Annotated in this window: 20 protein-coding genes; 16 read left to right on the forward strand and 4 right to left on the reverse strand. The window is 63.1% G+C overall.

The window, feature by feature from the left end:
- Positions 1-118: 118 nt before the first annotated feature.
- Both ftsZ and AC0V7N_RS31195 read right to left on the reverse strand, forming a co-directional pair.
- A complete protein-coding gene (gene ftsZ / locus AC0V7N_RS31190) occupies positions 119-1,156 on the reverse strand; it encodes a cell division protein FtsZ (RefSeq protein ID WP_475452021.1) in 1,038 nt (345 codons plus the stop codon).
- A gap of 232 nt (positions 1,157-1,388) precedes the next feature.
- Positions 1,389-2,210 (reverse strand): helix-turn-helix transcriptional regulator, encoded by an 822-nt coding sequence (locus AC0V7N_RS31195; protein ID WP_475452022.1) that lies wholly within the window; start codon positions 2,208-2,210, stop codon positions 1,389-1,391.
- 141 nt (positions 2,211-2,351) lie between these two features.
- Here AC0V7N_RS31195 and AC0V7N_RS31200 point away from each other — a divergent pair, with 141 nt between their 5' ends.
- From AC0V7N_RS31200 to AC0V7N_RS31240, 9 genes are all read left to right on the forward strand, one after another.
- Complete coding sequence (locus AC0V7N_RS31200; protein ID WP_475452023.1) at positions 2,352-5,492, forward strand: N,N-dimethylformamidase beta subunit family domain-containing protein; 3,141 nt, start codon at positions 2,352-2,354, stop codon at positions 5,490-5,492.
- Positions 5,493-5,562: 70 nt separating this feature from the next.
- Positions 5,563-6,447: a polysaccharide deacetylase family protein gene (locus tag AC0V7N_RS31205; protein WP_475452025.1), complete on the forward strand. Its 885-nt coding sequence runs from the start codon at positions 5,563-5,565 to the stop codon at positions 6,445-6,447.
- Complete coding sequence (locus AC0V7N_RS31210) at positions 6,444-7,157, forward strand: SDR family NAD(P)-dependent oxidoreductase (RefSeq protein ID WP_475452026.1); 714 nt, start codon at positions 6,444-6,446, stop codon at positions 7,155-7,157. Before AC0V7N_RS31205 ends, AC0V7N_RS31210 begins: the two co-directional genes overlap by 4 nt.
- Positions 7,158-7,180: 23 nt before the next feature.
- Positions 7,181-7,921, forward strand: a complete 741-nt coding sequence (locus tag AC0V7N_RS31215) for an SDR family NAD(P)-dependent oxidoreductase (protein ID WP_475452027.1) — start codon at positions 7,181-7,183, stop codon at positions 7,919-7,921.
- 29 nt (positions 7,922-7,950) lie between these two features.
- The gene (gene hisD, locus AC0V7N_RS31220; protein WP_475452028.1) at positions 7,951-9,309 is read left to right on the forward strand and encodes a histidinol dehydrogenase; all 1,359 of its coding nucleotides are present in this window, start codon (positions 7,951-7,953) and stop codon (positions 9,307-9,309) included.
- A 68-nt stretch (positions 9,310-9,377) separates the two neighbouring features.
- Positions 9,378-10,148: an ABC transporter permease gene (locus AC0V7N_RS31225; protein WP_475460573.1), complete on the forward strand. Its 771-nt coding sequence runs from the start codon at positions 9,378-9,380 to the stop codon at positions 10,146-10,148.
- A gap of 1 nt (position 10,149) precedes the next feature.
- A complete protein-coding gene (locus AC0V7N_RS31230) occupies positions 10,150-10,935 on the forward strand; it encodes an ABC transporter ATP-binding protein (protein WP_475452029.1) in 786 nt (261 codons plus the stop codon).
- A gap of 122 nt (positions 10,936-11,057) precedes the next feature.
- The gene (locus tag AC0V7N_RS31235; protein WP_475452030.1) at positions 11,058-12,197 is read left to right on the forward strand and encodes a C45 family autoproteolytic acyltransferase/hydrolase; all 1,140 of its coding nucleotides are present in this window, start codon (positions 11,058-11,060) and stop codon (positions 12,195-12,197) included.
- 197 nt (positions 12,198-12,394) lie between these two features.
- Positions 12,395-13,093 carry a GntR family transcriptional regulator gene (locus tag AC0V7N_RS31240; protein WP_475452031.1) on the forward strand — a complete coding sequence of 233 codons (699 nt, stop codon included), beginning with the start codon at positions 12,395-12,397 and terminating at the stop codon, positions 13,091-13,093.
- Positions 13,094-13,177: 84 nt separating this feature from the next.
- On the opposite strand, the gene AC0V7N_RS31245 is transcribed toward AC0V7N_RS31240, so the two are convergent.
- Entirely contained in the window at positions 13,178-13,519 is a 342-nt protein-coding gene (locus AC0V7N_RS31245) for a hypothetical protein (protein WP_475452032.1), read from the reverse strand.
- A 675-nt stretch (positions 13,520-14,194) separates the two neighbouring features.
- Between AC0V7N_RS31245 and AC0V7N_RS31250 the strand changes: the two genes are divergently transcribed.
- The 3 genes from AC0V7N_RS31250 to AC0V7N_RS31260 all read left to right on the forward strand — a co-directional run bounded on the left by AC0V7N_RS31250 (position 14,195) and on the right by AC0V7N_RS31260 (position 18,894).
- Complete coding sequence (locus AC0V7N_RS31250; RefSeq protein ID WP_475452033.1) at positions 14,195-15,550, forward strand: glutamine synthetase family protein; 1,356 nt, start codon at positions 14,195-14,197, stop codon at positions 15,548-15,550.
- Between the two features lie 133 nt (positions 15,551-15,683).
- Complete coding sequence (locus AC0V7N_RS31255) at positions 15,684-16,568, forward strand: helix-turn-helix domain-containing protein (protein ID WP_475452034.1); 885 nt, start codon at positions 15,684-15,686, stop codon at positions 16,566-16,568.
- A gap of 136 nt (positions 16,569-16,704) precedes the next feature.
- Positions 16,705-18,894, forward strand: coding sequence for a TonB-dependent siderophore receptor (locus AC0V7N_RS31260; protein ID WP_475452035.1), 2,190 nt, complete (start codon positions 16,705-16,707; stop codon positions 18,892-18,894).
- A 3-nt stretch (positions 18,895-18,897) separates the two neighbouring features.
- Here AC0V7N_RS31260 and AC0V7N_RS31265 read toward each other — a convergent pair whose 3' ends face one another.
- Positions 18,898-19,758: a MurR/RpiR family transcriptional regulator gene (locus tag AC0V7N_RS31265; RefSeq protein WP_475452036.1), complete on the reverse strand. Its 861-nt coding sequence runs from the start codon at positions 19,756-19,758 to the stop codon at positions 18,898-18,900.
- Positions 19,759-19,935: 177 nt separating this feature from the next.
- Here AC0V7N_RS31265 and murA point away from each other — a divergent pair, with 177 nt between their 5' ends.
- From murA to AC0V7N_RS31285, 4 genes are all read left to right on the forward strand, one after another.
- Entirely contained in the window at positions 19,936-21,192 is a 1,257-nt protein-coding gene (murA, locus tag AC0V7N_RS31270; RefSeq protein WP_475452037.1) for a UDP-N-acetylglucosamine 1-carboxyvinyltransferase, read from the forward strand.
- Complete coding sequence (locus tag AC0V7N_RS31275; RefSeq protein ID WP_475452038.1) at positions 21,189-22,067, forward strand: glucosamine kinase nucleotide-binding domain-containing protein; 879 nt, start codon at positions 21,189-21,191, stop codon at positions 22,065-22,067. The genes murA and AC0V7N_RS31275 overlap by 4 nt, the downstream gene beginning before the upstream one ends.
- A 168-nt stretch (positions 22,068-22,235) precedes the next feature.
- The gene (murQ, locus tag AC0V7N_RS31280; RefSeq protein WP_475452039.1) at positions 22,236-23,159 is read left to right on the forward strand and encodes an N-acetylmuramic acid 6-phosphate etherase; all 924 of its coding nucleotides are present in this window, start codon (positions 22,236-22,238) and stop codon (positions 23,157-23,159) included.
- 98 nt (positions 23,160-23,257) lie between these two features.
- Positions 23,258-24,775, forward strand: coding sequence for an ABC transporter substrate-binding protein (locus AC0V7N_RS31285; RefSeq protein WP_475452041.1), 1,518 nt, complete (start codon positions 23,258-23,260; stop codon positions 24,773-24,775).
- Positions 24,776-24,788 lie beyond the last annotated feature (13 nt).

Below are 24,788 nucleotides of genomic sequence, written 5' to 3' on the forward strand. Positions count from 1 at the left end.
GTCGCTCGAACGATACGGACTGCCAGTATAGAGGACCGTCTATGACGGATTCTTGTAGCAGCAGCGGCACAGAGATCGATACAGCTGACCGCGATCGTTGCGCCAGCCAACCTAAGACTTACTGCAGCGTCCGCAATGGCGACTGGGCGGCGCGGTCATGCGCGACGCCGACACCGGCATCCTCCGCGCCGAGCGCACGATCGAGACCGGTGGCCACCACCGAAACCCTGAAGCGGCCTTCCATGCTCTTGTCGAAGATCGCGCCGACGATGATGTCGGCGTCCTCATAGACCTCCTCGCGGATGCGGGTGGCTGCCTCGTCGACTTCGAACAAGGTCATGTCCCTGCCTCCCGATATCGAGACCAGGACGCCCTTGGCGCCCTTCATCGACATCTCGTCCAACAACGGGTTGGCGATCGCGGCCTCCGCCGCCTTCATCGCCCGGCCGTCGCCCGACGCCTCGCCGGTTCCCATCATGGCGCGGCCCATGCCGCGCATGACCGATTTGACGTCGGCGAAGTCGAGATTGATCAGGCCTTCCTTGACGATCAGGTCGGTGATGCAGCTGACGCCGGAATAAAGCACCCGGTCAGCGATGACGAAGGCGTCGGCGAAGGTGGTCTTGGCATCGGCGATGCGGAACAGATTCTGGTTCGGGATGACGATCACCGTGTCGGCGGCCTCGCGCAGCCGCTCGATGCCCTCCTCGGCCATCTGCATGCGGCGCCTGCCCTCGAAGGTGAAAGGCTTGGTGACGACGCCAACCGTCAATATGCCGGCCTTGCGCGCGGCTTGCGCAATGATTGGCGCAGCGCCGGTGCCGGTGCCGCCGCCCATGCCGGCGGTGACGAAGCACATATGCGTGCCGGCCAGATGATCCATGATCTCGTCGAGCGATTCCTCGGCCGCGGCACGGCCGATCTCCGGCAGCGAGCCGGCGCCGAGACCTTCGGTCACATGGGCGCCAAGCTGGATCAGCCGCATCGCCTTCGACATGGTCAGCGCCTGCGCATCGGTGTTGGCGGCGATGAATTCGGTTCCCTGAAGCTGCTCCGTGATCATGTTGTTGATGGCGTTGCCGCCACCGCCGCCGACGCCGATAACGGTGATCTTGGGTCTCATCTCGGAGATTTCCGGCTTCTTGAACTCGGCCATGCCTGCTTCTCCTTCGCCAATTGCGCGCGCTTCACGACCCATCCGCAGACTGCCTCTAGGACATTGCAATCGAGCGGCATGACGCGAATCAGTCCGTTCGGATGGGTGCCCCAAAAAGCCAGAGAGCGGCCGGACGTGCAAGTGCGGGAAAGGTCAAGATTTGTGATGAAGGGATTGACCTTGCGCGACCGGGTGTCCGGTCCTGGGCGATCATGCGCGATCCGGAGGCTTTTCAGGACGCCCTGCGCTCCGGAACCTGACTGGTCGCCCGTTCCAGGATCGGCATCATCAGGGCGAACAGTTCCGCCTGCGATGACAGGCTGCATTTGTTGTAAAGCTGCTTGCGAAAGACCTTCACGGTCTGCGGGCTGACCCCAAGGTTCAAACCGATCGATGGCGAGGAGTGCCCCTGCAAGATCAGGAGCGCCACTTCAGCCTGGCGTTTGCTCAACAGGACATCGTGGTGCTTCCGCATCGCCGCGATCAGGCTGTCGGTGATCGACATCGGGCGCGGGGCAGTTGCGGGCGGCGCTTCGGATGCGACCCAGTGGGCGCGCAGCAGCGACATGATCGCCGGCTCGTGCGCCCGCAGGCATTCCTCGGCCTTGGCCGCGAAGGCCTGGCCGGACGAACCGTCCTTGCCCATCGAGATGGTGATGGTGGCGTTCTCGCCGATCGGCAGCACGACCGAGATCTCGTCGGTGATGCCGATCCGGCCGTAATACCACTTGAAGTAGCGGCTGCGGCGAAACTGATCCGGCGCCACGTCGAGAAGACGATAAAGCCCCGGCGCGCCGCGCCTCAGGTGAAAATGATAGATCGGGTCAAGCAGATAGGCCGCCGGCAGATATTGTTCGGCGAGATAACGAAACACGTCCGGGCCGTAGATCTTCTTGTAGAGCACGCTCGGCACCGCGGTGCCCGAGAAAACGATGACGATGACGTTGTCGTAGCTGAGGCAGCGCCGCAGATACTCGGTAACAGCCGGATAGAACTCGCGCTTGCCGATCGCGTCGATGGCCAGCGCGAGACCTTCAAAAACAGACTTTGTCACCAATCATACCCCGATGGGGGTATATCCCCAAGAAACCATGCCCGTAGTGTAAATCAAAAAAGAAAGGGGTACGAGAGAATTGTCCAGTTTGCCATTCAAGAGCGCATACAGGCCGGGATCGCGGCGCGGCTCTTTGCCGCGATGAAGCGTCCCGTCGATCATGGCGCCATGGCCGTTTCGGGCTACACCGTTCCTTGGCACACAGCGACTGGTACGCCCGTCGCGCTTCATGTCTCGTCCTCGCAGCAAGTGCGCAATGTAGGGATCGTACGGCTCGACACGCCTTCGCCCGAATTCATGGACTGGCATGTCGAACCAACCGGGACTGCCGTGTCGCACCGCGACTTCGATCATGGGTCCTTCCTGAGGATCGCGGCATCGGAGCTGGCCAAGGCCACCGAAATCAGCGGCGTCGCCTTCGAAGTCTATTTGACCCGCAATGACGGCGCCCGCGTGCTCTTCGAGTGCGGAAACTTGCGTCTTGGATTGCAGGACGGGCGGCTGACATCAGGCCATGACGGCAAGCCGCTGGAAACGGGCGAGGTCTTGCCGGCAAACACCTGGCTCACGGTCGAAATTTCGTCCGATGGCAGCGGGACGATCCTGAACATCGGCTCCGACGATTTGTTGTCGCCGTTTCGCCTGCATCACCAATTCGATCTGCGCTGGTCGCTGTCCGGTGACATGGTCTTCGGCACCAGCGCGGCAAACGATGTCAGGTCGCTCAACGCCAAATTCTCGGCAATCGCCCTGCAAACCGCGGCCGGACGCATCGCCTGGACCTTCCCCACTCTGCTGCCGGGCGGTCCGATCGCCTCGACCGGCGGAGATGGCGTCCTCTTGCTGGACACCATCAACCAACCGGCGTTCTGCATGACCTCGCGCCGCTGGGACGGGTCGAGTTTCGATCCCCGGCTGGTGCCGTTGCATTACGATGCGGTGCATTGCCACGACGACGACATGGGGTCATTGGATTGGCCCGCTTCATACCGTTTGCAGATCCCCGCCGAAGCCTCTGCCGGTATCTATGCCTTCGAGGTCGGTCATGACGAAGGATCGGAGCGCATCGTGTTCTTCATCACCTCGACCGCACGCCGGGCGCCGCTGCTGTTCCTGGTGCCGACGGCCACCTATCTCGCCTATGCGGATGAATTCCTGCCGGCGCATCTCTATGAATGGATGTGCGAAGATCGCGGCCATCGCTTCGCCATCGATAACAATCTGAAGTCGCTCTACGACTATCACAGCGACCTCAGCGGCGTGTCCATCTCTTCCACCAGGAAGCCGAAGGCGACGCTGCGCGACGACTACAATTATCCCCTGTGCGGCTGCCCTCACAATCTGCCGGTCGACCTGCATTTTCTGCGCTTCTGCCACAATAACGGCATCGCCTTCGATCTCATCACCGACCGCGACCTGCATGGGCGCGGCCTTGCCGGCCTGCAGGGCTACCAGGCGGTCATCACCGGCAGCCATCCCGAATACATGTCGGTGGAGATGGAGCATGCACTGCGCCAGTTCGCGGCGACGGGCGGCAGCATCGCCTATCTCGGCGGCAATGGCTTTGCCGGCAAGGTGGCGTTCCAGGACGACCTGATGGAACTGCGCCGTTCGCCGCTCGAGGCCGGCCGCACCTGGGACGGACCGATCGCCGAACAATCGCTGTCGATGACCAACCAGCCGGGCGGCCATCTGCGCGCCAGCGGGCGTGGTGAATTCTCGCTGACCGGCGTCGCCATCTCGCTGATGGGTTTTGACAGCGCGCGGCCCTTCACCCGCACACCACAAAGCCGTGTACCTTCGGCCGCATGGCTGTTCGACGGCGTCGCCAACGAAACCTTCGGCGACGAGGGCATCGTGCTTGGCGGTGCGGCCGGCTACGAGGTCGATGCCACCGACCCGCATCTGGGCACCTCCCCTGATACGACAGTCATAGCGCGCGCAACCGGCTTTCCAGACAGCTTCGTCCATGACGCCACGCGCTGGTATGAGGGTGGCGCGGAGGAACGCGCATCGCGGCGCTGCGCGGAGATGACGCTGCGCCATCTGCCTTCAGGCGGTTTGATCTTTTGCGCGAGTTCGGTCGCCTGGTGCGGCGCTCTGCCGACCGGCGACGCCATGAACGACGTCGGCAGGATTACCAAGAATTTGCTGACGCATCTGGCGCCGGCAAAGAGCCGGCCGGCCCGGGATCGACAGCAACAGAGCGGGAGCCAACCCGCCGCCCCATCGGCTTCAATAACGACAGTTCAACATCACACTTTGGGAACAAGGACCAGGATCATGGGATTGAGAAAACATTTCGTCGGGGCGGTCGCCCTGTTGGCGCTCGCCACCGCACTGCCGTTCGCCGCGCAACCGGCGAAGGCGCAGGACCTGCCGGTCGAACCGGGCGTGTTCAAGCTCGCAATATCGCCCTGGCTCGGCTACGGCATGTGGTACATCGCGCAGGAAAAAGGCTTCTTCAAAGCCAACGGGCTGGAAGGCGTCGAGCTGACCAACTTCGTCGAGGACAAGGACATGGGCGCGGCGGTTGCCGCCGGCCAGGTCGACGGTGACAATGAATCCATCCAGCAGCTGCTGGCCAAGGTGCAGGCCGGCATTCCAATCAAGGGTGTGCTGCTGCTCGATGCCAGCACCAAGGCCGATGCCATCCTCGTCAACGGCGACATCAAGACGGTGGCCGACCTCAAGGGCAAACAGGTTGCCTTCGAGCGCGGCTCGACCAGCGATCTGCTGCTGAACTATGTGCTGCGGAAGAACGGCATGACCATCGACGACGTCAGCGTCCTGCCGATGCCGGCGGCCAGCGCCGGCACCGCGATCATTTCCGGCACAGTGCCGGCGGCCGTGACCTATGAGCCGTATATTTCGGCGGCCATTGGCGCCGACAAGAACATCAAGGTGCTGGCCGAGGCCGGCGAGGCGCCAGGCCTGATCAGCGACGTGCTTTCCGTGCCGGAAGAGACGCTGAAGAAGAAGCCGGGCCAGGTGCAGGCCATGCTGAAGAGCTGGGATCAGGCGCTGGAATATTATCGCGCCCACACCGAGGAAGGCCGCGCCATCATCGCCAAGGGCGTCGGCGCCGAGCCGGCGGACCTCGCCACAGCCTTCGACGGCGTGTCGTATTACTCGGTCAGCGAAAGCCAGAAGGCGCTCAACGGCGTGTTCAAGTCCGACACCTATCCCGGCATCGTCAAGGCGGCGATCGCGGCCAAGCTGATCGACAAGGACATCGCCTACGACGCAGCCATCGACTCGACCGTGGCGCATTCCAAGTAGTCGCCAGCGACCGGGAGGCAGGTCATCGCGGCTCTGCCTCCCCATCGCAATGGCGGGAAGAAACCCAGACATGACCAGCACCGACGTTCAAGTCGCCTTGACGTTCGATTTCGACGGCTATTCGACATGGATCGGCAGCCATCGGGCGACGTCGCCAAGCATGCTTTCGCGTGGCGAGTTCGATCCAATCGGCGCGCGCCGCATTCTCAATGTGCTGGAGCACGCCGGCATCCCGGCAACCTTCTTCGTGCCCGGCCATTCGGCGCTCGCCTTCCCGCCGGTCGTGCGCGCCTTTCGCGATGGCGGCCACGAGATCGGCCATCATGGCTGGGTTCATGAGAACCCGGTGCTGATGACGCGGGAGGAAGAGCGCAACGTCCTGCTGAGAGGCCTGGACGCGCTGGACAAGGTCGCGGGCGTCAAGCCATCCGGATACCGCTCGCCGGCCTGGGACAACAGCCCGTCCACCATCGAACTGCTGCTCGAATTCGGCTTCGAATATGAGAGCTCGATGATGGGCAACGACCACGAGCCCTATTGGTGCCGGATCGGCGATGCGTGGTCGACGTCGGAAGAATTCCGCTTCGGTCTGCCGGTCGACCTCGTCGAAATGCCTGTCGCCTGGCATCTGGATGATTTTCCGCAATTCGAGTTCCTGGCGACCGACAAGGGCTATCTGCCCGGCGGGCGCCCGCCGTCGACAGTTCTGGAGATCTGGAAGGCCGAGTTCGACTTCCTCTACCAGCGCATTGGCAGTGGCGTGATGGTGGTGACCATGCATCCGCAGATCATGGGCCGCGGCCATCGGCTGCTGATGCTCGAGGAATTCATCCGCCATGTCGCCTCGCATGAACGCGCCGGCTTCACGACATGCCAGGATTATGTGCGGCAGTGGCGCAAGGGGCGTTCGCCATCCCTGCCCGCGGACGCCGGCGACAACAGGCTGGCCAGATGAAAACGGCAATCGTCACCGGTGCCGCCGGCGGGATCGGCGCGGCGATCGCGACGCTGTTCGCATCGACAGGCGCCACCGTGATCGCGCTCGACCGGTCGTTCACCGGCATGAGTGAACAGGCGACCGGTGCCGGTCAGATCCTGTCGGCCTCCTTCGATGTCGCTGATGAAGCCGATTGGGTGAGGATTTCGGCCATGGTTGCCCAGCGGTTCTGCCCTATCGATGCGCTGGTCAACAACGCCGCCATCTTCAATCCGGTGCCGTTCCTGGAAGAAAGCGTCAGCGGTTTCCAGGCCGTCACCGACGTCAACCAGCTGGGCACGTTTCTCGGCATGCGCGCTGCTGCGGCGCTGATGCCGGCGCAGGGCGGTTCGATCGTCAACGTCTGCTCGACGGGCGGGTTGAGAGGCTTCAGCGGCGCCTTCGCCTATTCGACCTCGAAATGGGCGATCCGCGGCATGACCAAGGTCGCGGCGCGCGAACTTGCCGGCCGCAACATCCGGGTCAACGCGGTGCATCCGGGCCTGGTCGACACGCCGATGCTTGGCGAGAACACCGCCGAGAACCTGGCTGCTATGACCGCCTCGGTGCCGCTCAACCGGTTGGCCAGCCCGCAGGAGGTCGCGCATCTCGTGGCGTTCCTGGCGTCACCGGGCAGCGAATACATCACCGGGTCGGAATTCACGATCGACGGCGGGCAGACGATCTAGAGACTCAAGAAAAAGAGCTGACAATGGAAAGGCGATTTCAAGGGAAGACCGCCGTGGTGACCGGCGCCGGCAACGGCATTGGTCTCGCCACGGCCAGGCGGCTGCAAGCCGAAGGCGCCGAGGTGCTCTCGGTCGACTGGAACGCAGACTATCTGGCGGATTGCGCGGAACCGAAACTGACGATCGATCTCTCCGATGACGATGCCCCGGCGCGGATCATAGCTGCCGCCAAGGCACAGTTCGGGACCATCGACATTCTCATCAACAACGCCGGTGTCGCCGGTCCAAAGTCGCTTGCCGACAGCAGCGACGAATTGATCGACCATGTCATGGGTATCAACGTACGCGCCGCGATGCGGCTGACCCGCGACATGCTTCCGCATCTGACGAGGCCGGGCGGCTCTATCGTCAATGTCTGTTCGGTGTTCGGCGAGGTCGGTTTCCCCAACACGGCACCCTATGCCGCGTCCAAGGGCGCGCTGTCGCAACTGACGCGCCAGCTGGCTGCCGACCTGTCGGCCGACGGAATCCGCGTGAACGGTGTGGCGCCTGGCGTTATCAACACGCCGATCGTCGCCGGGCGGATCGCCTCGGACGCCTGGTACCGGCGGGCCATGATCGAAACCACGCCGATCCGGCGCGTCGGCACGGCAGAGGACGTCGCCGGCGGCATCCTGTTCCTGTGCGGCCCGGACGCCCAATTCATCACCGGCCACATCCTCAATATCGACGGCGGCTGGCTTGCCGCACGCGTCGCCCCGTGAGGGCGTTCAGACAGCACGAAGGAAAGAGAATGTCACCTGTTGCAATCCACGACCTGGCGCAAATGTCGTCCGAGGCGCGCACAAGCCTGCTCGAGCGGACCGAGGCCGACCTCACCGACACGATCAGCAAGGTCGAACCGATCATCGCCGCAGTGCGGACCAGGGGGGACGATGCCCTGATCGAGCTTGCCGCCCGGTTCGACGGCGTGACGCTGGACCGCGCGGCTTTGAAGGTGTCCGCAAGCCAGATTGCCGGCGCCGAAAAGGAACTCGATGCCGAGATCGTCGCGGCGATCCGGCTCTCGGTGGCGCAAGTGAGGCGTTTCCATGAGGCGCAGATGCCCGACAATCTCTGGCTGAGCGAGGCAACCGAAGGCGCGCTGATCGGCGACCGCTGGACGTCGATCGATTCCGTCGCCTGCTACGTGCCGCGCGGCAAGGGATTCTTCCCGTCGAGCGCGATCATGACCGCAGTGCCCGCGAAGGTGGCCGGCGTGCCAAGGGTGGTCATCGTGACACCGCCCGGAGCGGACGGCACGGCCGATTCCGCCACGCGTTTCATCGCTTCCTTGATCGGCATCGAGGACATCTATCTCTGCGGTGGTGCCCAGGCGGTGGCGGCGGTTGCCTACGGCACCCAGACCGTGCCGAAATGCGCGAAGATCGTCGGCCCCGGCAGTCCATGGGTCAGCGCGGCGCGCCAGCTTCTGTCGAACCGGATCGATCCGGGCAGCCCCGCCGGCCCAAGCGAATTGCTGGTCTATGCCGACAACTCGGTTCCCGCCGCACTCGCAGCACTGGAGCTGACGGTGGAATCGGAACATGGCCCGGACTCGTCTGCCTTCGTCGTCACCACCGACCGGACGCTGGCGGAGGCCATCGCCGCCGCGGTACCGGAATTCTGGGAGGCGATGGGCGAGTATCGCGCGGATTTTTCCCGCACCGTGCTGAACGGCAGGAATGGCGGCATCGTGCTGGCGCCTTCGATCGAAGCGGCGTTCGACTTCATCAACGATTATGCCGCCGAGCATCTGGCCGTGCTGTCGACGTCGGCCTTCGAGCTGCTGCCGAGGATCAGGAATGCCGGCGAAATCCTGCTCGGCCCGCATTCGGCAATCCCGATCGCAAACTTCGTGCTGGGACCGAGCCACGTCCTGCCGACCGGCGGGCGGGCCAACACGGCATCGCCGCTGTCCGTCTTCGATTTCATGAAGCGCTCCTCGATCGCCTACCTGTCCCAGGCGGCCTATCAACGGCTGGCGCCCGCCGCCCGCACCTTCGCCCAATATGAAGGGTTCATGGCGCACGCGAATTCGGTTTCGGAAATCCGCGATCGCATCCTGTCGAACAGCAGACCTTTCACAGCCCCGCGGGCGAGATCACAATGACCGTACAGACCGACACAGCGGCCCCGAAGCAGACCACGCAACATCCCCAACGCAAGCCGTTGCTGAGCATGGCGGCGGAGATTTCCGGCTCGACCTATCTGTTCATCGCCGTCTGCGCCTTCCTGCTCTTCATCGCGGCGTGGTTCCTGGCAACCGGGCTTGGCATGACCAAACCCATCTTCCTGCCCTCGCCCCTTGCCGTCGTCGCCAAGCTGACAAAACTGGCAATGGACGGAACGCTGGCCAGCGATGTCGGCAACAGCGTCTACCGCATCATGATCGGCTTCCTCATCGCCTCGGTGATGGCGCTGGCGACGGCCATCCTGATCGGCGCCTACCGCTTCTGGGAGGCGGCGATCGAGCCGTTCCTCGACTTTGTCCGCTACATGCCGGTCGTCGCCTTCGTGCCGCTGACCATCCTGTGGAGCGGCACCGGCGATATCCAGAAATTCCTGATCATCTGGATCGGCACCTATTTCCAGCAGGCGCTGATGTTCAAGGACAACATCAAACGCGTTCCCACGGACTTCATCGGCTTCGGACGGACACTGGGGATGAGCGATCTGCGCGTTTTGATGCGCATTGTCGTGCCCTCGGCGATGCCGCAGATCTGGGACACGCTGCGCATCTCGCTCGGCTGGGCCTGGACCTGGGTGACGCTGGCCGAACTGGTCGCCGCCAATTCCGGGCTTGGCTACCGGATCACGGTTGCCCAGCGCTACCTGCAAACCGACATGGCGATCGGCTACATACTGATGCTCGGCATACTGGGCCTGGCGACGGACCAGATCATGCGATTCCTCGGTCGGCATTTCTTCAAATATGAGAGGAAGTCCTGACATGCAGGCGTATCCCAAGCTGAAGATTTCGCATCTGCAGAAATCGTTCACCAACGGACGGTCGACGATCAAGGTGCTCGACGACATCAACCTCGAAGTCGGCGACAACGAGTTCGTTTCGCTGGTCGGCGCGTCGGGCTGCGGCAAGAGCACACTGCTGTCGATCATCGCCGGCCTGCAGGACTACGAGCAAGGCGAGATGCTGGTCGACGGCAGCCCGATCAACGGACCGGGCCGCGACCGTGGCGTCGTCTTCCAGTCCTACACCTTGCTGCCATGGTTGACGGCGCTGCAGAATGTCGAGTTCGCGCTGCGCGAGACCGGACATGACGCCAAGGACATCCCCGAGGTGGCGCGCCAGCATCTCGACCTGGTCAAGCTTTCGCGCTTTGCCGACAGCTTTCCGAGCCAGCTGTCCGGCGGCATGAAGCAGCGCGTCGCCATTGCGCGCGCTTTGTCCTACCGGCCGAAAATGCTTCTGATGGACGAACCCTTCGGTGCGCTGGACGCGCTGACCCGCGGCCAGATGCAGGAACTGCTGATGCAGATCTGGCAGGAGCATCGCCTGACCGTGATCTTCGTCACCCACGATGTCGAGGAGGCTGTCTATCTGTCCGACCGGATCTTCGTCATGGGCCTCAATCCGGGGCGCATCAAGGAGTGCATTGCGGTGCCTGCGGTCAGGCCAAGACCGACCGGCATTCAGCATGACCGCGACGTCCTAGAACTTCAGGCGCAAGTGCTGAAATCCATTCGCGAAGAGACGCGACGCGCCGAGTTCGACTGAGCGTCAGGCGGCAACTCGCCTGCGGGCGAGGCTTCGCGGCGGATGTGGCGGAAAGGTGAATTCCGACGCCTGACGAAGTGCACTATGGTCGAGGGCACCGGCAAAAATTCGAGGTCTTTTCCATGACGGCAGTCGCGCCCTTTCCGCTCATCGATGTGAGCGGAACACCCACTGAGCGCGGCAATGCCTATGGCGAGCAGGCGCGTGGCCGCATCCATGCATCCGTCGCGCTCTATGCCGCGCAGCTCGACCGGTTCGGCTTCGGCGAGAGCGACATCGAGCGCTTCGGCGGCATGTTCCTGCCCCGTCTTCGACAATGGGCGCCCGACCTTGTCGAGGAGATGGAAGGCATCGCCGCCGGCGCTGGTGTCGACTTGTCCGCGATCCTGCTCGTCAACGGCCGCACCGAAATCCTGCAACAGGCCAAGCGCGAGAAGGGCATCACCGATGACGAGCCCGACGGCTGCACGGGCGCGGTGATCCTGCCGGAAGCGACCAAGGCCGGCAGGCTGATCCACGGCCAGAACTGGGACTGGCGCATCGAATGCGCGGAAACTTCGATTGTGCTGCGTGTGCGGCGCGAAAACGGCCCGGATCTGCTTACCTTCACCGAGGCCGGCGGGCTCGCCCGCAGCGGCTTCAACGCGGCCGGCATCGGCATCACCGCGAACTATCTGGAATCCGATCGCGACTATCGCGACATCGGCATCCCCCTGCCCTTCATCCGCCGCCGCGTGCTGGAAGCAAGGCATCTCGCCCACGCCATCAAGGTGGTGGCGACGACGCCGAAGTCCTGTTCCAACAACATGATGCTGAGCACCGCCGAAGGCTTTGCCGTCGACATCGAATGCGCGCCGGACGAAGCCTTCCCGATCTATCCCGAGAACGACCTGATCGTGCATGCCAATCACTGGCAAAGCCCGATCGCGCTATCGAAGCTGCGCGAGACCGGGCTCAGCGACGTGCCGGATAGTCTCTACCGCGACTACCGCGTGCGCCGGCATCTCGCGGCTCGGCATGGCGTCATCACCGTCGATGACCTCAAGGAGGCACTGTTCGACGATTTTGCCGCGCCCTTCAGCGTCTGCCGCCCGGCGATCCGCGAGGGAGGCGGCAATCTGTCGGCGACGGTGGCGATGATCATCTTCGAGCCGGCGAGCGGGTTCATGGAAATCGCGCCGCTGCCTGGCGAGAACCGCACCTTCACACGCTACGAACTGGCAATGGGGGAGGCGGTTCTGGAGAAGGCCAAAAAGCGGTAGCAACGCGTAGAGGCCTTCAATGTCGAACCTGCCCTTGGCCGCATTGCTAGACGGCTTGCCGCGCAACGATTGAAGCGTCTATCATGCCCTGATAAATCTCCGGCTTCGGCATCTCCGCCATGCTCGGCCCGATCGGATTGTCCGCGGCTGTTGTCGTCAGGCCAGATTTCAGAACGAATGAAGTAGCGCCCCCGCCAATGGCCGACAGAACACAATTCGGGTTGAGCGCCATCGACAGCGTGCCCCTGCATGAGAAGGTCTATCTGGAGCTTGTGCGGGCCCTGATGTCCGGCCAGTTCACGCCCGGGCAGAAGCTGACCTCGCGCAAGCTCGCCAAGGAACTCGGCACCAGCGACATGCCGGTGCGCAGTGCCTTCATGCGGCTGCAGGCGCTGCGGGCGCTGAGCCCGATGCCGAACGGCAGCGTCGAGGTGCCTGTCATTTCGGCCGACCGGTTTTCGCAATTGACCGCCGTGCGCACGATCCTCGAAGGTTCGGCGACGGAGCTCGCGACAAAACGCATCAACGGCAACAATCTGCGGACGATCCGGCGCCACAGCACCGAATTGACCCTGGCAGCGCGCCAGGGCGATATCGATGACTATCTCAGGAAGAACTACGCCTTCAAATTCTCGATCTACCGCCATTGCGGCAACGAGCAGATGGTCTTCCTGATCGAGACCGTGTGGATGCAGGTTGGCCCCTTCCTCAGGAATCTCGCCATGGGCTTCGAGGACGATCTCTCCTCCATCCTCGACATCGACTATCACGAGGAAGTCGTCGCGGCGATCGAGGCCCAGGACGGCGCGCGCGCCCGCGCAGCCATTGTCCGCGACATTGACGAGGGTGCTGCACACATCCTGCGGCAGGCCAGATTTCCGAACGCAAGAAGCTAGGATTGCCGGTGGGCAGTTGTTGGAGCCCGGGTCCAGCCATGTTGCCTCGGTGGCGGATCCAGAAAGACGAATGCCGGTAGTGGTTCAGTTTGAAATTGGCGAGAGCAGAAGCTGCGCAAGCTGGCCGTCGATAGGAAAGTGGATTTGCGGCGTGGACAGCATGTGGATTACCTCTTGCGTCCGCTCGTCCGCGAACTCGATGTCATCTCGCATTTCAACAAGATCGGCCCATTCCTCTACGTCCTTCGCATCAAGGTTCCCAGCGAGAAAGCGCAAGAGAACGCTTCGAATATGATCGTAGGTCAGCCTGACCAGCGGTTTTGGATAGTCCCAAGGAAGCGGCGCTAGGAGCGTTTCAAGCTCGGCAACAGGCCGATCTAACTCAACCAATGAGCGGATGCTAGAACGCCGTTCTTCATCTCGCATGCTTTCACCTTACGCTTCCCGTCTCTTATACGACCCGCGAACCATCAGCGTTTCGGCCTCCCTCACTTCGATCGGAGCAATGATATCTCCACCGCCAAAGCTTTTTGGCAACGCCAGCGGCCATCGCCGGGATCATGCGCGATACGCGGCCACTTCGGGTACTTGTCGATCATAGTAGCCACGCCTCGCCCGGTCTGACGCCCAACTTGTCAGCGGTCGCATTTGATACAGGAGACGGGTCCCTGATATCGGCTGTCCCAATTTTTCGCCTCACAGCCTCTTGCGCCTCCATGGGGTCGCCGTACCCAGCGATCCAGCAGAAGGCCATAGGAGGGTCGTTAGTGGTCCAGACAGGGACAATCCAAGCCCTGATTTCTATTTTGGGGTTCATGCCAACAATATGACACTTCAAGGGGACCGGTTGAAGGCCGAATTTCAAACTGACCCACGACCCGAATGCCCCTTGGCTTTCTGTCCTCTTGCCTCTATGTTGCGATCGCAGATCGCGCAATTGGTTTTGAAAATGCCTCCCGACATCCCGGTTAGTGACTTGAAAAAATAAGGAAAACTATCCGGCAATCGTCGGATAGGCTTCCCGAAAACTCACAAGCATTTTTTACCAGGGACAGTGCAGCCGATCCGGCTTAGGCACCTTCGAAAACCAGAGGTTTTAAATTGAGCGATGCAATTGCGGACGTCCTGAGCTGGCTTGAAAGCAGAAACGACATCCAGAGCCTGAGGGCGGCGGTGTGCGACCTCAACGGCGTCATGCGGGGAAAACGCATCCCCGTGGAACAGGCCCGCAAGGCGCTGGAAGGCAAGCTGCGCATGCCCTATTCGCTGATCGGGCTCGACATCTGGGGCGAGGATATCGAAGGCAACACCCTGGTTTTCTCGACCGGCGATGCCGATGGCCTCTGCCAATGGACGGGACGCGGCATCCTGCCGGTGGACTGGACGGCGCATCCGACGGCACTCGTTCCGCTCTGGCTCGCCGACGAAAGCGGCGCGCCTTATCTCGGCGATCCTCGGCGGGCGCTGGCGCGCATCCTCGACCGCTACAGGGCGCTCGGCCTGACCCCTGTCGCAGCGACCGAACTCGAATTCTACCTGGTCGATCCGCAGTCGCAGCGGCCGGTGGGACCCGTCTCGCCGGTCACCGGGCGCCGTCTCGATTCCGACGCGGCGCTGTCGATCGACGAGATCGACGATTTCGAATCCTTCATCCATGACGTCTACGAGGCCTGCCGGGCACAAGGCATTCCCGTCGACACGGCGATTGCCGAAAATGGCGTCGGCCAGTTCGAGATCAATCTGAACCATGTCGCGGACGCTCTACGGGCCGCCGACGACGCCGTGCTGTTCAAGCGCACGGTGAAGGGCATTGCCCGCAAGCACGGCTTTGCCGCCTGCTTCATGGCCAAGCCCTATGGCGATCGGGCGGGCAACGGCTTTCACGTCCATTTCAGCCTTGTCGACGCCGAAGGGCGCAACGTGTTCGACGACGGCACCGATCAGGGCTCCGAAATCATGCGCCATGCGGTCGGCGGCCTGCTGGCGGCGATGGCCGAGAGCACGCTGGTGTTTGCGCCGCATTTCAATTCCTACCGCAGGCTTCGCCCGCGCTCCTATGCACCGACCGCAGTCGCCTGGGGCTACGAGAACCGCATGGTCGCGATCCGCATTCCCGGCGGCCCGACCGGCGCGCGCCGCATTGAGCATCGCGTGTCGGGAGCGGACGCCAATCCCTATCTGGTGCTTGCGGCCATACTGGGCGCGGCACTGATCGGCATCGAAAGGCAGATGTCGCCGGGCGACCCGACCGGCAGCGACGGACAAGGCGTTGTGCCGGCCAAGCTGCCGCCGGACTGGGCGTCCGCGATCGCCACGTTCGAGAGCGGAACGCATGTGGCGGAGATCTTTCCGGCGATCCTGCGCGACTCCTTCGTCGCCTGCAAACGCCAGGAGCTGAACACCTTCGCGCTTAATGTCAGCGACTTCGAGATCGAGACCTATCTCGAAAGCGTTTAGGCTCCACGGACCATCGGCTTTGGCGCGGACGACCTTCGAACAGTCGTAAAAGCAGGAGGCTTGCGGCGCGATCCGTGATCGGGCATAAACATGATTATTTTTATCATGTATTATGCCCGGGGATAGACAGGACTTGACCTTCGTTGCGCGCATGGAAAGCCGGATAGAGGGCTTTTCCGTCATCGGCGACCTGAAATGGCACCTGTGGGACGGCGTGGTTGCCGACCTCTGGGATGTCTCGTGCAGTGAGCGGGCAGAGGGTTACTATGTCTCTCCCGATCCCCGGCTGTTTGTCGCGCTCGACGTCGATGGCGACGGCGCCTTCTTCGTCGAAGGCGCCAATGGCGAAGTATCCCGCCACGACAGGGCCCTCTCCATGGCCTACATTCCGGCCGGTGTGCCGGTCCATGGCCGGGTCGAGGGGCTGCGCCGGATCCGGCATCTCGACCTGCATTTCGACGTGGCGACGCTGACGCGCCGCTTCGGCCGCAGCCTCGACCGCGAAGCCTTGCAGATGTCGCGCTTCCAGTTCCGCGACGAACGCATCGCCATGCTGGCCGGCCTGATCGCTGCCGAATGCGGCAGCGATCAGCCTCTGCACGATCTCTACGGCGAGGGCCTGCTCAATGCCTTGTTCGCCAGCCTTTTCCAGATCGATCAGCCGGGTGCTGCCAGGCGTCGGTCACCGCTGTCGCGCCGCAAGCTGCGCTTGGTCACCGACTACATCGACGCGCACTGCCTGGACCGGATCCGGCTTGCCGATCTCGCCGCGCTGACTGGCCTCTCAGAAACCGCGATGAGCCATGCCTTCAAGGCGGCAACGGGCGTGCCGCCGCACCGCTGGCAGATGCAGGCGCGGGTCGACAGGGCAAAGGCGATGATGGCGCATGACGCCGCCTCGCTTGCCGACATCGCCGAGGCGACCGGCTTCTTCGACCAGGCGCATCTGACGCGGGTGTTCAAGGCGGTGGTCGGCGTGACGCCCGGCGCCTGGATGAAGAGCGCCGGCAGCCCGTGACATTTCCGCAACATGACGCCGCGATGTCCCTCGTTTGGACAAGAATGGACAAGCCGCCCAAATCCATCCAATGACCCGCATATAAGTTGAGATAAATGATCAAGTATCTCAACGACGACAGGCGGGGACTTTCCTGATGAGCAGACTTTACCGGATGAAGGCGCTTCTGGCGGGCGGCGTCGCAGCAGCCGCGGTGATCCCGCCGATGGCCGCCTTCGCGCAAACAGCACCTGCGAGCACCCAGCTTGAACCCGTGGTGGTCGAGGGCGAGGCTGGCGGCAGCGCCACCGGCCCGGTCGACGGTGTCGTTGCCAAGAAGACCACGACCGGCTCGAAGACGGCAACCGATATCAAGGACATCCCACAATCGGTCTCGGTGGTCGGCATGCAGGAAATCGACGCCCAGGGCGCGCAGAAGGAGGATGAAGCCCTGCGCTATACGGCCGGCGTCTTCGCGCAGCCCTTCGGCCCGGACAGCGACACCAACTGGCTGTACATCCGCGGCTTCGATGCGACGGCCACCGGCACCTACATGGATGGGTTGCAGCTGTTCAGCTATGCCTTTGGCGGCTTCTACGTCGACAGTTTTGGGCTCGAGCGGATCGAGGTGCTGAAAGGCCCGGCTTCCGTGCTCTATGGCGGCAGCAATCCGGGCGGCGTGGTCAACTATGTCAGCAAGCGGCCAGAGTTCGAGCGCAAGCGCTATGTCGAGACCGGCGTCAACGATGCCGGCAATGTCTATCTCGGCTTCGACATTGGCGACGTGGCCGACAACGGCACGGTCAGCTACCGCATCAATGGCAAGGTCGCCGGCGGCGATACTTACAGCGACTTCCAGAACGGCTGGCGCGGCTTCATCTCGCCCAGCATCAGCTGGAAGCCAGACGAAGCGACCACGCTGACCGTCCTGGCCAACTACAGCCACATCGACGAGAACCACAATGGCGGCAGCTTCCTGCCCTATGCGGGGACGGTGACGGACCGGATCGTCGACGGGGTGAACTACGGCCGCATCGATCCGGATGCGAATTTCACCGAACCGAGCATCGATCTCTACAAGCGTGAGCAGGGGTCGATCGGTTACGAATTCGAGCATACGTTCGACAGTGACTGGACGGTGCGCTCCAACGCCCGTTTCACCGCAGCCGATATCAACGAAGTCAGCGTCTACCCCAACGGATGGTCCGTAACGGCGGGGCCTACCGATCTCGCCCGCATCAATTTCGACCACGACACGACGGCAAAAACCTTCCTTCTCGACAACCAGATCGAAGGCAAGGTCGTGACCGGCCCGGTCGAGCACACGATCCTCGCCGGCATCGATTTCAAATATTACAACATCGACCAGGTCCAGTCGTCCGGCCTTTACGATCCAAACTACGACAATCCCATTGATGCCTTCCATCCGGTATACGGCTCGCCGCTGACGCCGCGCGTCAGCTACCTCAACCAGAACTTGACGCAGAAGCAGCTTGGCTTCTATGCGCAGGATCAGCTGCGTTTTGGCGATGGCTGGCTGGTGACGCTGAATGGCCGCTACGACCGTGGCTGGCTCGACGCCGATAATCGTCCGACCTATTACTCGTCGAGCTCCAGCACGCAGAGCAGCACGGTAGGCGATTTCTCCGGCCGTGCCGGCCTCGCCTATGAGTTCGCCAACGGCGTAACCCCCTATGCCAGCATCGCAACCTTCTTCAATCCGATCATCGGCACCGACGCGACGGGCAATCTGTTCAAGCCCGAAGAGGGTACGCAATATGAAGTCGGCGTGAAGTATGTGCCGACCTTTGTCGATGGCCTGTTCACCGTGTCGCTGTTTGATCTGACGCGTCAGAACGTGCCGTCGAATGTCACCCTGTTCACGCAGATGCAGACCGGCGAAGTGCGCTCGCGCGGCGTGGAACTGGAAGGCAAGGTAAACATTTCCGATGATTTCCGGGTGACGGGCGCCTTCACCGCTTACGATATCGACATCACCAAGGACGCCAACTCGGCGCTCATCGGCAAGACGCCCTTTATCGTCCCGGAAGTGATGGCCTCGGCCTCCGCCGACTACACATTCCGTGGTGACTGGTATGACGGTATCTCGATTGGCGGGGGTCTGCGCTATATCGGCTCGTCATGGGCCGACAATGCAAACACGGCGAAGGTGCCGGCCGTGACACTGGCCGACCTGAAACTCGGCTACGAAAAGGAGAATTGGGGCGTCGATCTCAACGTCACCAATCTGTTCAACAAGACCTATGTCGCCAGCTGCCAGACGACGCTGACCTGCTCCTACGGCGAAGGCCGCTCGTTCAAGCTGAAGATGCACACGACCTGGTAGCGCTTACGAGGACCGCTCGGCCTTCAGCACCGAGACCGCCATCTCGCTGTTGTGGACATAGTCGTTGGCGTCCGGCTGCCTCTGCACCAGGAGGATGAACAACAGATCGGTCAGCGTCAGCTGCGCGTCGCGCGCGGTGATGGAGGAGGAGCGCGCACGCTCCTCGTCGGCGATGGTGTAGAGGCGGATGTCGGCGACGCGGCTGAGCGGATTGTCGTGCAGGCCTGTGACGGCGATCACCGTCGTGCCGCGCTTGCGGGCAAGCTCGGCGATGCGCAAGGTTTCGATGCTGGCGCCGGAATAGGAGAGCGCGAACAGCACGTCACCGGGCCCGAGCGTCGAGACATTGGCCATCTGGATGTGGCTGTCGCTGTCATGCAGCACATTGCGGCCGAGCTTCATCAGCTTGTAGGAGAAATCGCGTGCCACCAGCGAGGAGGCGCCAACGCCGACCAGGTGGATGCGGCGCGCGCCATCCAGCAGTTCCAGCGTCCGGGAGATGATGCGCTCGCTGTTGGCCGCGACGGTCTGCTGCATCGACAGCAGCTTGCTGCCGATCAGCTTCTTCAGGATGACCGGATAGGTGTCGCCGACCTCGATCGAACCATGGATGACGCCGGCCGGCACTTGCCAGTCCTGCGCCTTAGCCTCGCTGACGGCGAGCTTGAGCTCCTGATAGCTGGCATAGCCGAGCTTCTGGCTGAACTTGACGACGCTAGACTGGCTGCGGCCGATCTCGGCCGCAAGTGCGGCCGTCGACAGGCGCAGCATCTGGTCGGGATTGTCGACGATGTACTGGCCGATCTCGCGATCGCCGGCCGCCATGCCATCGAGCTTCGCATTGATCGTCTTCAGGACGGACATGAACCCTCTACAGCGCTTCGGTGCTCGACGTCAGAGGAATAAATTATTCCAATTTCGATTGACAGCCAAGAACGCAGAATTAATTCTCAATGGGTCGGCGAAAGCCCGGGATTCGAGGCAGGTCTTTCGGAGAGCGAAACCGGGCCACTAACCCTTTCGCCATACAAGGGTTCAACCATGGACAGATTGCGGATCGTCGGCGGACGAAGACTGGAAGGCGCGGTGACCATTTCCGGCGCCAAGAACGCGGCTCTGCCGCAGATCGCGGCCGCCCTGCTCAGCCCCTACCCGCTCGAACTGACCAACCTGCCGGATGTCACCGACGTTGAAAACATGCTCGGCGTCGTGCGGCTTCATGGCGCCGAGGTGACGCGGTCGGCGCATGCCGCGACGATCGACACCAGCGCCGCCGTTTCGAAGGAAACGTCTTATGACACGGTGCGCAAGATGCGCGCGACGGTGCTGGTGCTGGCGCCGCTGCTGGCCCGGTTCGGCCATGCCCGGGTTTCACTGCCGGGCGGCTGCGCGATCGGCGCGCGGCCGGTCGACATGCATGTGGCGGCACTCGCAGCACTGGGTGCAAGGATTGCGATCGAGAACGGCTCGATCGTCGCCTCGGCGCCCAACGGGTTGACCGGCACGCGCATCGTCTTGAGCTCACCGTCGGTCGGAGCGACCGAAACGGCCATGATGGCGGCGACGACTGCCAAGGGCGAAACCGAGATCCTCAACGCCGCGCGCGAGCCGGAAGTGGCGGATCTCGCCGCTTGCCTCAACGCCATGGGGGCGCGCATCGAAGGCGCCGGCACGCACCGCATCCTGATCGCCGGCGACACCAGCTGGCATGCGGCCCGGCACGACATCATCCCGGACCGCATCGAGGCCGGCACCTACGCCATCGCCGCGGCGATCACCGGCGGCCAGCTCGAACTGACCCACGCGCGGCTCGAGCACATGGCCTCGGTGGTGCAGTTGCTGGAGGCCACCGGCGTCAACGTCTGGCCCGGCGACCGTGGGCTCATCGTGTCACGCGAGCGGCCGCTCAAGGCGGTCGATCTCACGACGGAGCCCTATCCGGGGTTTCCGACCGACCTGCAGGCGCAGTTCATGGCGCTGATGTGTTGCGCCGACGGCGCTTCGCTGCTGCGCGAAACCATTTTCGAAAACCGCTTCATGCATGTGCCGGAACTGATGCGGCTTGGCGCCAACATCAAGCTGCAAGGCACCATGGCTTTGGTGCGCGGCGGCGAGAGGCTGCATGGCGCGCAGGTGATGGCCACCGACCTGCGCGCCTCGGTGTCGCTGGTGCTGGCGGCGCTGGTCAGCGAAGGCGAGACGATCATCAACCGCGTCTACCACCTCGACCGCGGCTATGAGCAGTTGGACCGCAAGCTGCGCCTGTGCGGCGCCGACATCGAGCGGCTAAGCGCATGAGCGGCGCGGACTATTTTCTCGGCGTCGATGGCGGCGGCACCGGCTGCCGAGCCCGCATCGAGGATGCGGCGGGAACTGTGCTGGGGCAAGGCCTGTCCGGCCCGGCGACGACGCGGCTCGGCATCGACGCAGCCTGGGCCTCCATTGCGAAAGCTTTTGGCGCGGCAATCGAGGAGACGGGGTTCGGACCAGCCGAGATCGCTGGAATTCGTGCCGGCATCGGCCTTGCCGGCATCGGCCGCAAGGGCGCGCTGGAGGCGTTGCGGGCGATCGCGCATCCCTTTGCCAGCATCGATTTCGTCAGCGACGGCGTCGGCGCCTGCCTTGGCGCGCATTCCGGCCAGGACGGCGCTATCGTCATTGCCGGTACGGGTTCGATCGGCCTCGGCTTCGCCGAAGGCCGCGATTTGCGCGTCGGCGGCTACGGCTTTCCGATCTCCGACGAAGGCAGCGGCGCCGATCTTGGCCTGAAAGCCGTGCAACTGGCGCTACGCGGCCATGACGGCCGGCACGAGCGGACGGCGCTGCTGGCGGAGGTGATGCAGCGCTTCGACGGTGACCCGATGGAGGCCGTCGCCTGGATGGACCGCGCCAGCGCCACCGACTATGCGGCGCTGGCGCCAATGGTGATGCGCCATGCCGACCAGGGCGACCCGGCCGGACGGCGCATCGTGCAAAGCGCGGCCGAGCAGATCGACACGCTGGTACGGGTGCTGTTCGAAAAAGGCGCGCCGCGCGTGACCTTGCTGGGCGGCCTCGCTAGCCCGCTCGAACCCTGGCTTTCGCCCGATGTGCGGCGCCGGCTGAAGCCCGCCGACGGCGACGCCGTGTCCGGCGCGATCATCCTTGCCAAGAGGTCGCTCTGCGCACGGTAGGTTTTGCGCCGTCAGGAATAAAATATTCCAAATCTCTGTTGACGATACGAATATACAATTCTAAAAAGTTAACAAAGAAAAACCGCGATGACGGACCCGAGGTCCGTGTGCCCTGGTGCCCGTTGAACCATGCCGAACGCCGGTGGCAGAATTTTTGAAAGCACTGGAATGACCGAGCAAGGGTTGATGTCTGAGCTGGACCTGCTGGTTTCCGAAGGCCGCAACCCGCGGACCATGGACATCGACCTGCTGCCGACCATCGATGTGCTGCGCAAGATCAATGACGAGGACAGGCTTGTCCCGGCGGCTGTCGAAAAGGTGCTGCCGGAAATCGCCGCCGCGGTCGACCGGATCGTGCTTGCCTTCCAGAAAGGCGCGCGGCTGATTTACATCGGCGCCGGCACCAGCGGCCGGCTCGGGGTTCTCGACGCCTCGGAATGCCCGCCCACTTTCGGCGTGCCCGAAGGCATGGTCGTCGGCCTGATCGCCGGTGGTTCCGATGCCCTGGTGCGATCGCTGGAAGGCGCCGAGGACGATCCGAAAATGGGCGCCAAGGCATTGCAGGAGATCGGGCTCACAGCGGACGACGTGGTGGTCGGCATCGCGGTCAGCGGGCGCACGCCCTACGTCATCGGTGGTCTGAAGTATGCCAGGCAAGTAGGCGCTACAACGGTTGCCCTGTCGTGCAATCCGGCCTCGACCATTGCCGGCATCGCCGATATCGCCATCTCGCCCGTCGTCGGGCCTGAGGTGCTCACCGGCTCGACCCGGCTGAAATCGGGGACCGCGCAGAAGCTGGTGCTCAACATGCTGACCACGGCCTCGATGATCCGTATCGGCAAGAGTTTTCAGAACCTGATGGTTGACCTCAACCCATCCAACAAGAAGCTGGTGGCAAGGGCGATCAGGATCGTCATGCAGACCACCGGCTGTTCGGCGCAGCAGGCCAAACAGGCGCTCCAGCAAACCGGCAATGACGTGAAGCTGGCGATCCTGGTGACAATCACTGGCCTTGATGTCGAGGCGGCGCGAACCGCCCTTGGCAAGGCCGGAGGCTTCCTGCGAAAGGCAATCAGCGACAAGACGGCATGAAGCCGCATAGACTGGGCCGATACTCCGAAGCATGTGTGTCTTGGAAGCGGTCCGCAGAAACTGCAAGGCATCAAGTCAAATCATAATGGGAGACGAAAATGACAAGGCATCTCGCAAGAACATTGCTGTGGGGCATCACGGTTGCCGCGATGCTCGGCATGGCCACGGTTTCGACGCAGGCGGCGACGCTGCATATGGCCTGGTCGCAGGACGCCACCGGGCTTGATCCGCACAAGCAGACGGCCTTTTCGTCGCTGCGGCTGCTGGAACTGATCTATGAGCCGCTGGTGCGCGTCGATGCCAGCCTGCAAATCATCCCCGCCATCGCCACCTCCTGGGAGTTTTCCAAGGACGGCAAGGAGCTGACCTTCAAGCTCGACCCCAAGGCTAAATTCCAGGACGGCACGGCCGTGACCTCGGCCGACGTCAAGGCCTCGTTCGAGCGCATCCTCGACGAGAAGACGGGGGCGGCCGCGCGCGCCAATTTCCTGTCGATCGCCAGCATTGACACGCCCGATGCGGCAACCGTCGTCTTCCATCTGTCGCAGCCCGACGTGCCGATCCTGACGGCGATGAGCGACGTCAATGCGGCCATCGTTCCGGCGGCTGAAATCAAGGCCGGTTCGATCGGCACCAAGGCGGTCGGCTCCGGCCCGTTCAAGCTCGACAAATGGGACCCCAACGCCAAGGAAGTGCTGAGCGCCAACAAGGACTGGGCCGGCGGCGCGACCGGTGTCGACGGCATCGAGATCAGCGTGCTGCCGGACGAAGCGGCGATCCTGGCCGCCATGCGCACCAAGCAGATCGATTTCGCGCTGCTCAACGACCCGCTGGTCGCCACGCTGGTGCCGAAGGAGGCCAGCCTGCAGCTGAACCGCGTGCCGGTGCTCTCCTACCACGTGCTGCAGCTCAACCCGTCGCGCAAGCCGATGACAGAGCTCAAGGTGCGCCAGGCGATCTCCTGCGCCATCGACCGGCAGGAGGTGCTGGACACCGCCTCGCTTGGCGAAGGCAAGGTCACCGGGCCGCTGACCATCCCGGCGCTGGCGACCGATCCGAGCCAGCTGTTCTGCTACAAGCGCGACGTCGAAAAGGCCAAGAAGCTGATGGCGGAAGCCGGCTTTGCCGATGGCTTTTCGGCGACCGTGATCGGCGCCACCGGCGAGCCGCCGACGGCGGCGGCGGAGGCTCAGGTCATCCAGTCGCAGCTGGCCGAAATCGGCGTCAAGCTCGACATCAAGATGATGGAGCTCAACGTCTATGTCGACGCCTGGCTGAAGGGCGATTTCGACATGGCGATCGCGCTCAATGGCGGCCGCGCCGACCCCTACACCATGTACAACCGCTACTGGACCAAGGCAGGCAATCTGCAGAAGGTGGCGAACTATATCGATGACACGCTGGACAGCCAGATGCAGCAAGGCCGTGCCGAGACCGACCCGGCCAAGCGCAAGGCGATCTTCGCCGAGTTCGAGAAGCACCTCGCCGAGATGTCACCGTGGATCTGGCTCTACACGTCCTACAGCTACACGGCCCAGCAGAAGAACGTCGCCGGCTTCGTGCCGACGCCGACGGGCACGCTGTTCAGCCTGAGCAAGGTTACCATCCAGCAGTAGCCGCCGCTGGCGA

The sequence above is a fragment of the Mesorhizobium kamtschaticum genome, from assembly GCF_056174585.1.